This window comes from Pseudomonas sp. TWI628 (assembly GCF_039673865.1).
Taxonomy (GTDB): domain Bacteria; phylum Pseudomonadota; class Gammaproteobacteria; order Pseudomonadales; family Pseudomonadaceae; genus Aquipseudomonas.
On sequence record NZ_JBDJMM010000024.1, the window covers coordinates 22173 to 36992 of the forward strand.

Sequence of the window (14820 nt, forward strand, 5' to 3'; positions counted from 1 at the left end):
TACGGAGCTCGCCTATGAACGATCAAAGCTTGTTGGCCATGGCCGAACGTTTTCTCTCGGCATTGAAACATTGCCAGCGGTTGCAGATGCGCGTTGCCTTTGCCGACAACGCCGGCATGACCCTGGTCATGCCCTGGTCGCCGGCGATTGTCGGTAACCCACAGACCGGCGCGGTACATGGTGGGGCGTTGACCACGTTGATGGATACCACTTGTGGCATGGCCACCTTGTGCGTGCTGCCACGTTTCGAGGTGTGCCCGACGCTGGATCTGCGTATCGACTACATGCACACCGCTGCTCCGGGTAAACCGATCTACGGCCATGCCCAGTGCTATCGGGTGACCCGCGATGTGATCTTCACCCGTGGCACGGCCTATCAGGACGACCCTGACCAGCCAATCTGCCATGTGGTGGGGACCTTCATGCGCCTGGGCCAGGAGATCAAGGGTGGCATCCGTTTCGGCAACAGCCTCAAGGAGGGCGGGGCATGATCCCTGAACAGGTTCGCCAGCAGTTGAATGCGGCACACGCGGTTGGCGACTACGGCCCCTTGCTGGCCTTGATTCCTTACGCCGGCCTGATCGGCATCGAGTGCCAGCGCGAGGGCGACGACCTGTTGTTCCGCCTGCCGGCCAGCCAGGACAACATCGGCAACCCGTTGCTGCCGGCCATCCATGGTGGCGTCATCGCCGGCTTCATGGAGCTTTCCGCGGCCCTGTACCTGCTGATCTACAGCGAGAGCGCGAGCATCCCGAAGATCATCGATTTCTCCATCGACTACCTGCGCGCCGGGCATTTTCGCGACACTTACGCCCAGTGCCAGCTCTGGCGTCAGGGGCGGCGCGTGACCAACGTGGCAATCACCGCCTGGCAGGCTGACCGGCAGTCGCCGATCGCCACCGCCCGCGCGCATTTCAAGATCGAACCGGAAAAGCCCTTGAAATCGTCCGGGCAGCCCCCATCTGCATGACATCCGCCGTTAAAGCAGGCCACATCGGCCGCACGGCGTCACTGCCATCAGATCGGAGTTTTGAAGACCATGAGTGTTGAGGCTCAAAAGGAAACACTAGGCTTCCAGACCGAGGTAAAGCAGCTGCTGCACCTCATGATTCACTCCTTGTACTCGAACAAGGAAATCTTCCTGCGTGAACTGATCTCCAACGCCTCCGACGCTGCCGACAAGCTGCGCTTCGAGGCCCTGGCCAAGCCAGAGCTGCTCGAGGGCGACGCCGACCTGAAGATTCGCCTGAGCTTCGACAAGGACGCCGGTACCGTGACCCTTGAGGACAACGGCATCGGCATGAGCCGCGAAGATGTGATCGCCCACCTGGGCACCATCGCCAAGTCCGGCACCGCCGACTTCATGAAGAACCTCACCGGTGACCAGAAGAAGGACTCGCACCTGATCGGTCAGTTCGGCGTGGGCTTCTACTCGGCCTTCATCGTTGCCGACAAGGTCGATGTGTACAGCCGCCGTGCCGGCCAGCCGGCCAGCGAAGGCGTGCACTGGTCGTCGAAGGGCGAAGGTGAGTTCGAAGTTGCGACCATCGACAAGCCGCAGCGCGGCACCCGCATTGTCCTGCACCTGAAGAAGGGCGAGCAGGAGTTCGCCGATGGTTGGCGCCTGCGCAACGTGGTCAAGAAATACTCCGACCACATCGCCCTGCCGATCGAACTGCCCAAGGAGCAGGCCGAAGCCGCCGAAGGCGAAGAAAAGCCGGCGCAGGAGTGGGAAACCGTCAACCGCGCCAGCGCCCTGTGGACCCGTTCGCGCTCCGAGGTGAAGGACGAGGAGTACCAGGAGTTCTACAAGCACATCGGCCATGACTTCGAGAACCCGCTGGCCTGGAGCCACAACAAGGTCGAAGGCAAGCTCGAATACAACTCGCTGCTGTACGTGCCGGCCCGCGCACCGTTCGACCTGTACCAGCGCGAAGCGCCACGCGGCCTGAAACTGTACGTGCAGCGCGTGTTCATCATGGACCAGGCCGAGTCGTTCCTGCCGCTGTACCTGCGCTTCATCAAAGGCGTGGTGGACTCCAACGACCTGTCGCTGAACGTGTCCCGCGAGATCTTGCAGAAAGACCCGATCATCGACTCGATGAAGACCGCGCTGACCAAGCGCGTGCTGGACATGCTGGAGAAGCTGGCGAAGAACGAGCCTGAGCAGTACAAGGGCTTCTGGAAAAACTTCGGCCAGGTGCTGAAGGAAGGCCCGGCTGAAGACTTCGCCAACAAGGAAAAGATCGCCGGCCTGCTGCGCTTCGCTTCCACCCAGGACGACAGCGGCGAGCAGAGCGTTGCCCTGGCCGATTACCTGGCGCGCGCCAAGGACGGCCAGGACAAGATCTACTACCTCACCGGCGAGTCCTACGCGCAGGTCAAGAACAGCCCGCACCTGGAAGTCTTCCGCAAGAAAGGCATCGAGGTCCTGCTGCTGACCGACCGTATCGACGAGTGGCTGATGAGCTACCTCAGCGAGTTCGATGGCAAGGCATTCGTCGACGTCGCCCGTGGCGACCTGGACTTGGGCAAGCTGGACTCGGAAGAGGACAAGAAGGCCCAGGAAGAAGTGGCCAAGGGCAAGGAAGGCCTGGTCGAGCGCCTGAAAGGGGCGCTGGGTGACAGCGTCGCCGAGGTGCGTGTCTCGCATCGCCTGACCGATTCGCCGGCGATCCTCGCCATCGGCGAACAGGACCTTGGCCTGCAGATGCGCCAGATCCTCGAAGCCAGCGGCCAGAAGGTGCCGGATTCGAAGCCGATCTTCGAGTTCAACCCGACTCACCCGCTGATCGAGAAGCTCGACAACGAGCAGAGCGAAGACCGCTTCGCCGAACTGTCGCACATTCTCTTCGATCAGGCCGCGCTGGCGGCGGGTGACAGCCTGAAGGATCCGGCAGCGTACGTTCGTCGCCTGAACAAGCTACTGGTCGAGCTGTCTGCTTGAGTTGATGCACAGGAAAGCCCGCTTCGGCGGGCTTTTTTTTAGTGAGTGCCAAAGGAGTGCTTGATGAGCAAGGTAATCGTCGAATCGCTGGTCTATCACCTGTCCGGCAAGGCCTATGAAAGCCGCCTGGTCTACGAGCCAGGTGTTCTGGGCCGCCCGGGTCTGGTGATGGCGCCGAACTGGATGGGCATCGGCGAAGGTGCCGAGCGTATCGCCAAGGAAGTGGCCGAGAAGGGCTACGTGGTGCTGATTGCCGACCTGTATGGGCAGTCGGTGCGTCCCTCCAATGCCGAGGAGGCAGGGGCGGCAATGATGCCGCTGAAGGACGACCGCGGTGAACTGCGCAAGCGCATGAAGGAAGCGCTGGACCAGTTGCTTGGGCAGTCCAAGGCGCTGCTGGAGCCAGGCAAGGTGGCTACCTTCGGTTTCTGCTTCGGTGGCTGCTGTGCCCTGGAGCTGGCCCGTACCGGTGCCGACTTGCGGGCGGCGGTGTCGTTCCACGGCACGCTGGACACCCCGAACCCGGAAGATGCCAAGCGCATCAAGGGCTCGGTACTGGTGCTGCACGGTGCTTCCGACCCGCTGGTGCCGAAGGAGCAGTTGCCAGCATTCGAAGATGAGATGAACGCTGCCAAGGTGGACTGGCAGCTGCTGAGCTACGGTGGCGCGGTGCACTCGTTCACCGACCCGAATGCCAATGTGCCGGGCAAGATGCAGTACGACCGTCGCACCTCGGAGCGGGCGTTCCGCTCGATGCACAACCTGCTCACCGAAGTGTTCCAGCGCTGACATCGCAGGGGGGCGCGGACTCCTGTGGGAGCCGCGCTTGCCGGCGATGGGCTGCAAAGCAGCCCCAAATTATCGCGGCAACTCGATCCTCGAAGTTTCCCCAGGCACCGTCGGCCAATCCCCTGCAGCCCACTTGGACCTGGCCCGCTCAATCAAATCCACATCACTGGCCACAAAATTCCAGTTCATCCGCCGCGGCCCATCCAGCGGCTCGCCGCCAATCAGCACCAGCTGGCATTCTTCCTCGGCATACAGCGTGACCTCTTCGCCCTCCGGCAGCACGATCAGGCTGCAGGCCTCAACCTGTTCGCCATCCATGAACAACTCACCATCGAGCAGATACAACGCCCGCTGCACATGTTCGACAGGCACCACCAGCGTGGTGGCCGGCTGCATCTGCACATGCGCATAGAGGGTAGGGGAGAGTACCGGCACCGGTGATTCCAGGCAGAACCCGCTGCCGGCAATCATGCAGATGCGCACGCCCAGGTTGTCACTGACCGGCAGGCTCGCCGCCGGATGGTGGCTGTAGCTCGGTTCGCCCTGTTCGAGCGCCTGGGGTGAAGCCAGCCATACCTGCAGCCCATGCAGGCGTGAGCCATGGACCCAGGCGTCCGCCGGCGCGCGCTCGACATGCGCCACACCTTTGCCAGCGGTCATCCAGCTCACGTCTCCAGGCAGCACGCGCTGCTCCGAGCCCAGGCTGTCCTTGTGCAGGATCGCGCCTTCGAACAGGTAGGTGAGGGTGGAGAGGCCGATATGCGGATGCTGGCGGATATCCATGCCATGGCCCGGTGCATAGTCGGTCTCAAGCATATGGTCGAAGAACACGAACGGGCCGACGCTGCGGCATTGGGCCGAGGGCAGCGGGCGCAGGATCGGCTGGCCCTCGACCGATTCGGCGCGGGGGCGGATGATCAGGGGGCTGCTCATGGCGGGCTCCAGGCGAGGTGGAAATGCCCCAAGCATAGCGGTTTGCCGCGCAATGCTGAACCGTTGCGCTGGCGGCCCGGTCTACCCTGCTGATGCCCGTAAAAGGAGGTTGCCCATGATTGCCAGAACGCTGGCCTGCATGCTGTTGTCTGGCTGGCTATGCCTGGCGGCCCAGGCCCGTGACTATCGCTTCAGCGATGCTCATCTGCACTACGTGGATTTCTTTCAGGAAACCGAAGGCATGCCGGCGCTGATCAAGGCCATGGATGATGCTGGTGTCGAGCATTCGATGATTTCCGGCATTCCGGTGGCCAAGAAATGGCATGAAGACGAACCCAAGCGCCCACGCTACTACGCTGGCGACGATGCCGATGCCTATTGGTACAGCGCGACCGATACCTACGTAGCTGCCGCGTTGGAAAAACTACCGGCCGAGCAGCGAAAGCGTTTCCATCCGTTTCTGAGCGGTTTCAATCCGGTGGACAAGAATGCCGTCAGCCATATCGAGCGCATGCTCGAACTGAACCCGGGGCTCTGGCAGGGCATTGGTGAGGTGTTCACCCGGCATGACGACCTGACCGCGCTGACCAGCGGCGATACGCCGCGGGCCAACAACGAAGCGATGACCCGCATCTATCACCTGGCGGCCGAGCGCGATATGCCGGTGTTGCTGCATTCGAACATCACTTCCAAGCGTGAGCGCAATCCGCTGTACCTCGCTGAGATCGAAGAGCCATTACGCAATCATCCGCATACCCGGTTCATCTGGGCACATGCGGGGAGCAGCGCGGAGATCCATCGGCACCAGACCCAGATGGACTTTCTGTTGCCCGTGTTGACGCGCTTGCTGGTGGACTATCCAAATTTGTATGTGGATTTGTCGTGGAGTGTGCTGGAGCCCTATCTGCTGGACGAGCAGGGCGTACCGCGCCAGGAATGGGTGGCGCTGGTCGAGCGGTATCCGGACCGGTTCATGCTGGGGTCGGATGTGGTGGGGCGGTTTGGCAGCCTTGGCGAGCAGATGCACGGCTTCAGGCCGTTCCTGGATGCGCTGCCTGAAGACGTGGCCAACAAGGTGGCTCGGGATAACTTCCTGGCGGTGTTGCCCAAGGGGAAGAAGTAGTTGCCCGTACAGGCAACACAAATGAAAACGCCCCGAACCAGTCGGGGCGTTTCACTTACCGCAGCAGCGTCTTACTTGCCTTCCCAGCGCTTGAGCACCAGGGTGGCGTTGGTGCCGCCGAAGCCGAAGCTGTTGCTCATCACGGTGGTGAGCTTGGCGTCTTCGGTCTTGCGCACGATTGGCAGGTCCGCAACTTCCGGGTCCAGCTCATCGATGTTGGCGGAGCCGGCAATGAAGTTGTTTTCCATCATCAGCAGGCAGTAGATCGCCTCGTGCACGCCAGCGGCGCCCAGCGAGTGGCCCGACAGGCTTTTGGTCGAGCTGATCTTCGGTGCCTTGTCGCCGAACACTTCACGCACACCTTTCATTTCCGCAACGTCACCGACCGGGGTCGAGGTGCCGTGGGTGTTCAGGTAGTCGATCGGGGTGTCGACGGTGGACAGCGCCTGCTGCATGCAGCGGATAGCGCCTTCGCCGCTTGGTGCGACCATGTCGTAGCCATCGGAAGTGGCACCGTAGCCGACGATTTCGGCGTAGATCTTCGCGCCGCGAGCCAGCGCGTGCTCCAGCTCCTCGACCACCACCATGCCGCCGCCGCCAGCGATGACGAAGCCGTCACGGTCGGCGTCGTAGGCGCGCGAAGCCAGTTCCGGGGTGTCGTTGCGCTTGGTCGACAGGGCGCCCATGGCATCGAACAGGAACGACTGGCTCCAGTGCTCTTCTTCGCCGCCACCGGCAAAGACGATGTCCTGCTTGCCCCACTGGATCTGCTCCAGAGCGGTACCGATGCAGTGTGCCGAAGTGGCGCAGGCCGACGAGATCGAGTAGTTGATGCCCTTGATCTTGAACGGGGTGGCCAGGCACGCCGAAACGGTGCTGCCCATGGTGCGGGTGACGCGGTACGGGCCGACGCGCTTGACGCCTTTTTCGCGCAGGGTATCCAGCGCTTCCATCTGGTTCAGGGTCGAGGCACCGCCCGAGCCGGCTACCAGGCCAGTACGCGGGTTGGAGATCTGCTCTTCGGTCAGGCCGGAGTCCTTGATCGCGTCCTGCATCGCCAGGTAGGCGTAGGCAGCGGCGTGGCCGACGAAGCGGTAGACCTTGCGGTCGATCAGTTCTTCGAGGTTGAGGTCGATGGACCCGGAAACCTGGCTACGCAGCCCCATTTCCTTGTATTCCGGGTTGTAACGGATACCCGGACGGCTGTTGCGCAGGTTTTCGGTGACGGTAGCTTTGTCATTGCCCAGGCACGATACGATGCCCAGACCAGTGATAACGACGCGGCGCATGCGAATAACCCTTAGAAATTGTCAGTGGAGGTGAACACGCCGACCCGCAGGGCTTCGGCGGTGTAGATCTCGCGACCGTCGACGCTGACCGAGCCATCGGCGATGGCCATGTTCAGCTTACCCTTCAGGACGCGCTTGATGTGAATGTTGTAGGTGACTTTCTTGGCGGTAGGCAGTACCTGGCCGAAGAATTTCACTTCGCCCGAACCCAGCGCACGGCCACGGCCCGGCAGGCCCTGCCAGCCGAGGAAGAAGCCGACCAACTGCCACATGGCGTCGAGGCCCAGGCAGCCCGGCATCACCGGGTCGCCTTCGAAGTGGCAGGCGAAGAACCACAGGTCCGGGGTGATATCCAGCTCGGCGACCAATTCACCTTTGCCGTACTTGCCGCCTTCTTCGCTGATATGGGTGATGCGATCGACCATCAGCATGTTCGGCGCGGGCAGTTGCGCATTACCTGGGCCGAACAGCTCACCGCGACTGCAGCGCAGCAGGTCTTCCCGAGTAAAGGCGTGTTGTTTGGTCATGCGAGCTCCTCAATAACCCCCTGTGGCAGGGGATGAATCTTCCCGGCCGACCCTTCTTAGCTTCTGGGACGGCAGCCTACAGGTAGACTATTGCGTTGTGGTGAAAGTCACAGTGCACCCGGCGAAAGAAGTACAGGTGTGCACTGAAACGTCTATTTTCAGGTCCGAGCAAGGTCCTGTCCAGTACTTAAGACTGCCGCACTTTAGCATTTATCGCCAGTCGCATCGCCAGTCGCTGCTGTCCGCCCCGGCAACCAGCGCTGCAAAACCCGCTGCAACTCGGTGCGGCGGAACGGTTTGCTCAGGTAATCATTCATGCCGGCGGCCATGCAACGCTCGCGGTCGCCCTGCAGGGCATTGGCGGTCAGGGCGATGATCGGCAAATGGCCGCAGGCCGGCAACAGGCGGATGCGCCGGGTCGCTTCGTAGCCATCCATCTGCGGCAGGCGGCAATCCATCAACACGGCGGCGAACGCCTGCTGGCTGGCCTGTTCCACCGCCTGAAGCCCGTCGTGGGCCACGCTGACTTCCATCCCCAGGCTGCGCAACATGGCTTCGATGACGCTCTGATTGACCGGGTTGTCCTCCACCAGCAGGATGCGCTTGCCAACCTCAAGGGGCGCGCTGGCCCCCGCGCTGCCGGGCAGTGTTGCTGGCGCGGTACTGGCCAGCGGCAGCGGCATTTCCAGGGTAAAGGTCGAGCCCAGCCCCTCGCGGCTTTCACCGCGCAGCTTGCCACCCATGCGTTCGGCCAGGGTGCGGGCGATCGACAGGCCCAGGCCGGTGCCGCCATAGCGCCGCGAAATCGAGCTGTCGGCCTGCTGGAAGGCGACGAACATCATTTCCAGGCGTTCGCTGTCGATGCCGATGCCGGTGTCGCGCACGCTGCAAGTGAACCACAGCAATTGCCGATCCAGCAGCTGCCAGCGCGCTTCGACCTGAACCTGGCCGCGCTCGGTGAATTTCAGGGCGTTGCCGATCAGGTTGAGGAGGATCTGGCGGATGCGCGTCGGGTCGCCGATCACCTGTGGCTGTGCGCCGTCTGCCGGCAATTGCAGGTGCAGTTCCAGGCCGCGCTGCTGAGCGCTGTGCTGGAACGACTGTACGCTGCTGGTGATCAGCTCACCCAGGTTGAAGTCGATGTGCTCCAGCGCCAGCGCAGTGCGTTCGATGCGCGAGAAGTCGAGGATGTCATTGATGACCTTCAGCAAGTGCCCGGTGGACTCGCTGGCCACGGCCGCGTAATCGGCCTGCTCACTGGTCAGCTGGGTGGTCTCCAGCAGTTGCAGCATGCCCAGCACGCCGTTCATGGGCGTGCGCAGTTCGTGGCTCATCATCGCCAGGAATTCCGACTTGGCGCCGTTGGCCTGCTCGGCTTCCTCGCGCGCCTGGATCAGCTGGGCGATGGCCTGTTTCTGCTCGGCGCTGGCCTGCTCCAGGGCGTTGGCGAGGTTGTTGATGTGGCGCGCCAGGTGGCCCAGTTCGCTGTCGTCGACCACCGGCAGAGGCGCGTTGTATTCACCCTGCTGGATGGCCTTGACCGCATGGCCCATGTCGCTGATCGGCTTGGCCAGGCTCATGGCCAGGCGGCGCGCCAGGAGGAAGGTGAACAGCAGGGCGAACAGCGCGAGGATGCCGGCCTTGATCACGATTTCCTGCTGGCGCTGGCTGAAGGCGTCGTCCGACATGCCGACGATCACCCGGCCCAGGTAGTCGTCACCGATGGCCGGTGCTGGCGCCTTGCCTTGTTGCAGGAAGTCGCTGTCCAGGCGGATCTGCTGCAGGCGGATCGGCGCCTGGAACACCTCCACCTGTTGCGCCCGGTTGTTGCTCTCGTCCTGCTGCTCGACGTACACCAGGATGTGGTTGCGGCTGTCCTGCACCTCGAGGAAGCGCACGTGCGGGATGCTCAGGGTGGCGCGCATCAGGCCTTCGAGAACTTCATTGTTACCGGAGATGACGCCGTACTCCGAAGCCGGTGCCAGCTGGTTGGCAATCAACTGCCCGGTATGGTTGAGCTCCTGACGCAAATCCTGGATGCGCACGAAGGTGAAAAAGCTGATCAACAGCAAGGTCAGCAACAAAGCCGGGCCCAGGCTGATGATCTGCGTGCGGGTGTGGATGTCCCAACTCAGGCGTTTGCTCATGGGGTGGGTTCTCCTTCGGCCAGGGCCTTGGCAGAGGCGTTCGGATCGATCGGCTCAAGGCCCAGGGCGCGGGCCACCTGCTGGTTGCCGCTGACGCCATAGCGCGCCGGATACAGGCTGCGTGGCCAGTGCGCCGGCGGCTGATTGAGCAACTGGTCGAGCACTGCCAGCCAGTCGTCCTGGTCGCTGTAGGTGCTGGCCAGGGCGCCCGCGCGGACGAAGCCCGCGTTCGGCCCGATCAATGCCATCTGCCGGCCGTAGCTGCTGAGCAACAGGTTCTTCGCCGTCTTGGAGTTGTACAGGTCGGGGTCATCGAGGCCCAACAGCACGTCGCTGTTGGCCAGCAGGTGCTGCAGCGGGCGGCTGTCGCGTTGGTCCGGCCAGTCCTGAGCGACGATCTCCAGGCCCAGCGGGCGTGCCGCCTGGCGCAGCTCGTCGAGCAGGAAGTGACTGTGCTCACCATACAGCACACCGATGCGTTGGGCCTGTGGCAACAGGTAGCGGCTCAGGCGCAGCTGCCGCGCCAGCGGCGGGTCGCTCCACAGCAGGGTCAGGTAAGCAGGGCGCGACTTTCCCAGGCGTTGTTCAGCCTGTACCCGGCTGATGCGCATGGCCAGTGCAGGTGGCCCGCTGTTGTCGCTCAGGCGCCACTCCAGCGCGCTGTTGTCGAGCAGTATCAGGCGCACGTCAGCCTTGAGCTGAGCGGGGCGGGGCAACGTGGCGGTGCTTTGGAAGCGCACCTGGTCATGGCTGCGGCGGCCTTGCAGGGCTTCGACGAAGCTGCGAAAGCCGGGCTGTTCGTCGCCGCCGACCAGCAGGATTTCGCTGGCGGACAGCGTACCCAGTGGCCACAGGCAGAACAGCAGCAGGCGCAGCAGCCGGGCCATCAGAACTCCAGCTCCGCGCTGACGCTCAGGCGGTGGCGGCTGTCATAACGGTTTTGCTCCACGGTGGTGGGTTGGTCGTCCAGGCGTTGCTGCCACAGCGCGGCCAGTTCCAGGGTGCTGCCCTGGATACGGAAACGCTTGGCCAGGCGCAGGTCGACGCGTTCATAGCGGTACGTGTTGAGTGCGTCGTCGCCGTAATAGAACAGCGCGCTCGACCAACCCTCACCCCATTCGCGCATCCACCCGGCCGAGCCGCTGTTGCGTGCGCTGAGGCGACGGTCGGCAGGGTTGCTGGCCCAGGCATCGACGTAGGCATAGGTCAGGCGCAGGCGGTCGCGGGGTGCCAGGCGCCAGTCGAATTGCGCCTCGCTACCGCTGAAACGGGCCTTGTTGGCGTTGCTGGCGATGTACTGGTTGTTCTTCAGGGGTTCGCTGATCATTCCGGTGATCTCGTCGTAGAACAGCTTCACATCCATGTTCAGGTCGAAGTCGCTGAAGTAGCCGTTATAGCCCAGCTCACGCGAGCGCATGCGCTCCTGTTCGAGGTCGCCAGGGCCGCGGGTCTTGACGAAGTATTCGCCATCTTGCAACCCAAATTTATTAGGCGTCAGGTTCTTGACCGTGTAGCTCCAGTTGACGTTGTTCTCGAACATGTCCGGCGAGCGCACGGCCTCGGAGTACACCGCGCGCAGGCCGTGGCGCGGTGTGATCAGGTAGTTGACCGCCATGCGTGGGGTCAGTGAGCTGCCGGACAGGCGCGAGTCCTCGAACATCGCGCCGCCCTGGACAATCCAGTGCTCGTCGGCGCGCCATTCCAGCTGGCCGAACAGGCGCCAAGTCTGGTCGTCGATGCTGCCGTTGAAGTAAGTCTGCGAATCGGCGCGATCATAGCGGTAGTTCATGCCGCTGAGCAGGCGCAGGCTGTCGGTCAGGCTCAGGGTGTCCTGGATCTCCAGATCGTATCGGGTCTCGCGGGTGCTTTGGTCTACGTCGCCGCATACCGGGTCCTTGCCACCAGCGTTCCATTGAGCCTCCACCTGTCGGGTGAGCTCTTTGAGGACAGGGTCGTTGGTGGACGGGGTTTGACCCAGCGCAATTCCACGGGCGACCTTTTCCGCGTAATCAGGGTTGATCTGCCAAAGTCGTGTCAACTCGGGACTAAAAGACTCGAGGGCGTCACAGGCGCGCCAGACTTGCTGGCGATCAAATTGTTGTGCTGAACCCTGTATGTAAAGGCTGTGCTCCGCGCTGAAGTCTTTGGTCCAACGCATAGAGCCAGCGTAATCCTTGGCGTTGACGTCTGCATCGTTACCTGCCTGGTAGCTACCAAACACTGGCTGGTAGGTATACGGCCGCTGGTTGCTGCCTTCCTTGGCCGCCAGTTGCCATTCCAGGGTCTGGTCGGGCGCCAGAACGTGGCTGACACTGAGGTTGAAGCGGTTCAGGCGGCGGCTGTCGCGGTAGTCCTGGCCGAACTGGTTCTCGTCGAAGCCATCGTCCTGCTGGCCAGACACCGACAGGCGCATGTCGCCACCGTCCCAGCCGAAGCCGTGGCTGAGGTAATAGTCGTTGATGCCATCCTGGCCGCGGGTCAGTTTCATCCGCGTGCCGTGGCTGTCGGCCGGGTTGCGGGTGAGGATATTGACCACCGCCATCAGTGCATTAGCGCCGTAACTGACGGTGTTGGGGCCGCGGAACACCTCGATGCGCTCGATGTCCTCGATGGCGACCGGGATGTCGCTCCAGTCCACCGTGGCCAGGCCGGCGCGGTACACCGAGCGGCCGTCGATCAGCACCTGCATGCGCCTTGCATCGTTGACGTTGCTGCCGTGGTAGTTGACGGTGGGCTGGTTGCCGGCGCCGTAGCCGATCATCATGCCCGGTACCAGGCGCAGCAGTTCGGGGATGTCGCGGGCACCGCTGGCGCGGATCAGCTCGTTGTCGAGCACGGTCATGCTGCCCGGCACTGCCGCCGGGGATTGTTTCAGGCGCGTGGCGGTCAGAACCTGCGGCAGGTCGGAGTTGTCGATGAACAAATCGTCGGCCATGGCCGAGCTGCCGAGCAGGGCAGTCAGCAGCAGCAGTCGAGGGTAGGGGGGCGGGCCGTAGAACACAGGACAGCCTTGTCTCAGGATTGAAACAGGCATGGTAACTGACCCAGAAGGTTTTGCCAGTCACCTGAGGCCCGATTCTGGTGGGTTCTGACACTGGTTCTGTCGCAGGCGCGCCGTATAATGAGCGGGTCGCCACTTAACTTAATGGCTTTAACGGATTGATTATGACTGAACAGCAACCTGTTGCAGTTCTGGGAGGCGGCAGCTTCGGCACCGCCGTGGCGAACCTGCTGGCCGAAAATGGCGTGCCGGTGCGTCAATGGATGCGCGACCCCGAGCAGGCCGAGGCGATGCGGGTCAACCGCGAGAACCCGCGCTACCTCAAGGGCATCCGCCTGCAGGACGGTGTCGAGCCGGTCAACGACCTGCTGGCCACCTTGCAAGCCAGCGACCTGATCTTCGTCGCGCTGCCGTCGAGCGCCCTGCGCAGCGTGCTGGCACCCCATGCCGAGCTGCTGCGCGGCAAATACCTGGTCAGCCTGACCAAGGGCATCGAGGCGCAAAGCTTCAAGCTGATGAGCCAGATCCTCGAAGAAATCGCCCCCGAGGCCCGCATTGGTGTGCTCTCCGGCCCCAACCTGGCCCGCGAAATTGCCGAGCATGCGCTGACCGCCACCGTGGTTGCCAGCGAAGACGAACAACTGTGCCAGCGGGTGCAGGCGGTGCTGCACGGGCGCACCTTCCGGGTATACGCCAGCAGCGACCGCTTCGGCGTCGAACTGGGCGGCGCGCTGAAGAACGTCTACGCCATCATCGCCGGCATGGCCGTAGCCCTGGGCATGGGCGAGAACACCAAGAGCATGCTGATCACCCGTGCGCTGGCCGAGATGACCCGCTTTGCCGTCAGCCAGGGGGCCAACCCCATGACGTTCCTTGGCCTGGCCGGTGTCGGTGACCTGATCGTCACCTGCTCCTCGCCCAAGAGCCGCAACTACCAGGTCGGTCACGCCCTGGGCCAGGGCCTGAGCCTGGAGCAGGCCGTCAGCCGCCTGGGCGAAGTGGCCGAAGGGGTCAATACGCTCAAGGTGCTCAAGGCCAAGGCCCAGGAAGTGCAGGTGTACATGCCGCTGGTGGCCGGCCTGCACGCCATTCTGTTCGAAGGCCGCACGCTGAACCAGGTGATCGAGCACCTGATGCGCGCCGAGCCAAAGACCGACGTCGATTTCATTTCCATCAGTGGTTTCAACTAAGCGAAGGAGCAGCACATGAACGATACACCCGAGCGCGCCCAGCGCGAGTCGATCATCCTGCGGGTGCTGTGGATGCTGGTGTTCCTGGTGGTCTGGCAACTGGCCGAGCTGCTGCTCGGCGGCCTGGTGCTGGTGCAACTGATCTACCGCCTGGTCTATGGTGCCCCGAGCGCCAGCCTGATGAACTTCGGTGACAGCCTGAGCCAGTACCTGGCGCAGATCGGCCGTTTCGGTACCTTCCACACCGACCAGAAGCCTTGGCCGTTCGCCGACTGGCCGGCAGCGCGTGCCCCGGAAGGTGAGGCGCCCCACGCCGTGGCTGCGGCGCCGCACCCGGTGCGCGACGAGGAGCCCAAGCTGTGAGGCTGTGGGTGCTGCGCCACGGCGAGGCGCAGCCGCGCGCCAATACCGACGCTGAGCGGTGCCTGACCGGCCATGGCCGTGAGCAGGTGCTGCACAGTGCAGCCCGGCTGCTTGGCCAGCCGTTGCAGGCGATCATTGCCAGCCCGTATGTACGCGCACAACAGACGGCGGCCCTGGTGCATGACACCCTGGGCTTCGCCGAGCCCGTGCGCACCGTGCCGTGGCTGACACCTGACAGCGATGTGCGGCAGGTGATCGGCGAGATCGAGCGCCTGGGCCTGGAACACGTGTTGCTGGTCAGCCACCAGCCACTGGTAGGGTCGCTGGTCGGCATGCTCGAGCACGGCCATGTGCAGCAGCCGGCACCCATGAGCACCGCCAGCCTGGCGGAGCTGGAAGGCGACTGGCCGCTGGCAGGGCTGATGACGTTGCGCGCGCTTAGTTCGCCTGAGTGAGCGAGAGCAACTGGCATTTTTGCCAGTTGCCAGCCATTTGCATCCAACGGATGCTT

Annotated in this window: 14 protein-coding genes; 8 read left to right on the top strand and 6 right to left on the bottom strand. The window is 63.2% G+C overall.

The window, feature by feature from the left end:
- Positions 1–14 precede the first annotated feature (14 nt).
- The 4 genes from ABE528_RS19025 to ABE528_RS19040 all read left to right on the top strand — a co-directional run bounded on the left by ABE528_RS19025 (position 15) and on the right by ABE528_RS19040 (position 3736).
- Positions 15–491: a PaaI family thioesterase gene (locus ABE528_RS19025; protein WP_346653772.1), complete on the top strand. Its 477-nt coding sequence runs from the start codon at positions 15–17 to the stop codon at positions 489–491.
- Positions 488–970 (top strand): PaaI family thioesterase, encoded by a 483-nt coding sequence (locus ABE528_RS19030; protein WP_152957200.1) that lies wholly within the window; start codon positions 488–490, stop codon positions 968–970. Before ABE528_RS19025 ends, ABE528_RS19030 begins: the two co-directional genes overlap by 4 nt.
- Positions 971–1039: 69 nt before the next feature.
- On the top strand, positions 1040–2947 hold the full coding sequence (htpG, locus tag ABE528_RS19035) for a molecular chaperone HtpG (protein ID WP_346653773.1): 1908 nt from the start codon (positions 1040–1042) through the stop codon (positions 2945–2947).
- Positions 2948–3010: 63 nt separating this feature from the next.
- Positions 3011–3736, top strand: a complete 726-nt coding sequence (locus tag ABE528_RS19040; RefSeq protein ID WP_346653774.1) for a dienelactone hydrolase family protein — start codon at positions 3011–3013, stop codon at positions 3734–3736.
- 69 nt (positions 3737–3805) lie between these two features.
- On the opposite strand, the gene ABE528_RS19045 is transcribed toward ABE528_RS19040, so the two are convergent.
- Positions 3806–4669, bottom strand: a complete 864-nt coding sequence (locus tag ABE528_RS19045; protein ID WP_346653775.1) for a pirin family protein — start codon at positions 4667–4669, stop codon at positions 3806–3808.
- Positions 4670–4784: 115 nt separating this feature from the next.
- Here ABE528_RS19045 and ABE528_RS19050 point away from each other — a divergent pair, with 115 nt between their 5' ends.
- Positions 4785–5792: an amidohydrolase family protein gene (locus ABE528_RS19050; protein ID WP_152957204.1), complete on the top strand. Its 1008-nt coding sequence runs from the start codon at positions 4785–4787 to the stop codon at positions 5790–5792.
- A gap of 71 nt (positions 5793–5863) precedes the next feature.
- On the opposite strand, the gene fabB is transcribed toward ABE528_RS19050, so the two are convergent.
- The 5 genes from fabB to ABE528_RS19075 all read right to left on the bottom strand — a co-directional run bounded on the left by fabB (position 5864) and on the right by ABE528_RS19075 (position 12789).
- Positions 5864–7081, bottom strand: a complete 1218-nt coding sequence (gene fabB, locus ABE528_RS19055) for a beta-ketoacyl-ACP synthase I (protein WP_152957205.1) — start codon at positions 7079–7081, stop codon at positions 5864–5866.
- 11 nt (positions 7082–7092) lie between these two features.
- A complete protein-coding gene (fabA, locus tag ABE528_RS19060) occupies positions 7093–7608 on the bottom strand; it encodes a 3-hydroxyacyl-[acyl-carrier-protein] dehydratase FabA (protein WP_012315334.1) in 516 nt (171 codons plus the stop codon).
- Between the two features lie 203 nt (positions 7609–7811).
- Positions 7812–9755, bottom strand: a complete 1944-nt coding sequence (locus tag ABE528_RS19065) for an ATP-binding protein (protein WP_346653776.1) — start codon at positions 9753–9755, stop codon at positions 7812–7814.
- Positions 9752–10642 (bottom strand): ABC transporter substrate-binding protein, encoded by an 891-nt coding sequence (locus ABE528_RS19070; RefSeq protein WP_152957207.1) that lies wholly within the window; start codon positions 10640–10642, stop codon positions 9752–9754. The genes ABE528_RS19065 and ABE528_RS19070 overlap by 4 nt, the downstream gene beginning before the upstream one ends.
- Positions 10642–12789, bottom strand: a complete 2148-nt coding sequence (locus ABE528_RS19075; protein ID WP_346653777.1) for a TonB-dependent receptor — start codon at positions 12787–12789, stop codon at positions 10642–10644. The genes ABE528_RS19070 and ABE528_RS19075 overlap by 1 nt, the downstream gene beginning before the upstream one ends.
- A 131-nt stretch (positions 12790–12920) precedes the next feature.
- Here ABE528_RS19075 and ABE528_RS19080 point away from each other — a divergent pair, with 131 nt between their 5' ends.
- The 3 genes from ABE528_RS19080 to sixA are packed head-to-tail and all read left to right on the top strand — an operon-like array spanning position 12921 to position 14764.
- Positions 12921–13946: an NAD(P)H-dependent glycerol-3-phosphate dehydrogenase gene (locus tag ABE528_RS19080; protein ID WP_079228990.1), complete on the top strand. Its 1026-nt coding sequence runs from the start codon at positions 12921–12923 to the stop codon at positions 13944–13946.
- Positions 13947–13961: 15 nt separating this feature from the next.
- Entirely contained in the window at positions 13962–14309 is a 348-nt protein-coding gene (locus ABE528_RS19085) for a DUF4389 domain-containing protein (RefSeq protein WP_152957209.1), read from the top strand.
- Positions 14306–14764 (top strand): phosphohistidine phosphatase SixA, encoded by a 459-nt coding sequence (gene sixA / locus ABE528_RS19090; protein ID WP_346653778.1) that lies wholly within the window; start codon positions 14306–14308, stop codon positions 14762–14764. Before ABE528_RS19085 ends, sixA begins: the two co-directional genes overlap by 4 nt.
- Positions 14765–14820 lie beyond the last annotated feature (56 nt).